The sequence below is a fragment of the Aerococcus sp. L_32 genome, assembly GCF_050689315.1.
Map to the genome: position 1 here is coordinate 1 of NZ_JBOEQF010000443.1, position 1,567 is coordinate 1,567.

Annotated in this window: 2 protein-coding genes; both read right to left on the reverse strand. The window is 39.8% G+C overall.

The genetic code is table 11. The features are described 5' to 3' along the window. A partial coding sequence (locus tag ACRCJ0_RS13760) for a glycogen/starch/alpha-glucan phosphorylase (RefSeq protein ID WP_431390795.1) occupies positions 1-996 on the reverse strand: 996 nt, incomplete at its 3' end. Positions 997-1,069: 73 nt separating this feature from the next. Next, positions 1,070-1,567: 4-alpha-glucanotransferase (locus ACRCJ0_RS13765; RefSeq protein WP_431390796.1), on the reverse strand; the 498-nt coding region annotated here is incomplete at its 5' end.

Below are 1,567 nucleotides of genomic sequence, written 5' to 3' on the forward strand. Positions count from 1 at the left end.
AACTTCATGAATATCAGATAGTGGCCATTTTTCCAAGGCTTCTGAAAGAATCGTATGGTTAGTGAAAGCAACCACATTGCGTGTGATTTCTACTGCTTCTTCAAAATCAATGCCGTGTTCCGTTGTTAATAAGCGAACGAATTCTGGAATAATAAATGTCGGATGCGTATCGTTAATTTGTACAACAACATATTCTGCTAAGTCATGGATGTTAGACCCACGCTCGATCGCTTCTTGAATGGCTAATTGAGCACCATTTGAGACCATGAAATATTGTTGATAGATACGTAATAAGTTCCCATTACGGTCAGAGTCATCTGGATATAAGAATAAGGTCAAGTTCTCTTCAATTTGAGTCTTGTCAAAATTAATAGAACTTTCTTCGATAATTTCTGGATTTACTGTGTCTAAGTCAAATAAGCGTAATTTATTGACGTTTGGTTGGTTGTAACCAGGTACATCGATTTCATATAAAGTAGATTGTAAGGTAAATTTACCAAACGGCACCTTGTAAGAAATGTCCGATTTGTTTAGCCACGTTGGATGGTCTAACCACTCATCGGGTTTATAAGATTGTTTATTATCCTCAAAGTATTGGCGGAATAGCCCGAAGTGGTAGTTTAATCCTACCCCGTCACCGTTCAACCCTAAAGTGGCGATTGAGTCTAGGAAGCAAGCTGCTAGACGGCCCAAACCACCATTTCCTAGTGACGGCTCTGCTTCAGCTTCTTCAACTTCAGCAAGAGAAGTCCCATTTTCCGCTAATTCAGCGGCTACATCATCGTATAAACCTAAGTTTAATAAGTTATTTGATAGTAATTTACCAATTAAAAATTCGGCAGAGATATAATAAAGTTTACGTTTACCTTCATTTTGTGGCATTGCGGCTGTTTTTTCTTGAACAAGGTCTAATAAAATTTTGTAGATTTCCGCGTGTGACAACTCGCTTAGCGGTTGATTAAATTGCGCTTGAGCACGTTCGTTTAAATTTAACATGATTGTCTCCTTATCTTTAACTGTGTATCAGTAAGTTCAAAATTTTCCAATTATTACATTTTATTACATTCAACTAATCATTATCTTCAGGTAAAAAGGCCGCCTCCGCTGCTATGCTATTTATACCATTATTTTGATCATCTTGACTAATGAAAGCTTGATTTACTCTAAAGTATGTTTCAGTGATTGAAAGCAAGCGTTCTTCAAGGTCGACCGTAAAGTCTTCTTGACGGACTCGCCAGTCCCAGTTGCCGCCAATTGTAGACGGGATATTAATCCGGCCTTCAGGCCCCAACCGTAACAAGTCGTTCATCATATAGATAGCTAATCTTGACGGCGATGCGGCGATCCCTCGAACAAAGGCGTCTGATGGGTGTTCCCCTACACCACGGTTCAAGTATTGGTCCGCTTGGTCTCGGTCTGCTTGGCTTGCTTGGTTCATATACCAGTCATAGGCTTGCATGGAATCATGGGTTGACGCATAGGCCACTGAGTTGACAGGGTAGTGGTGTGGTAAGTCTTCTGAATCTTGACCGTAAAATCCATTTTGCAAAACTTTCATACCAGGATA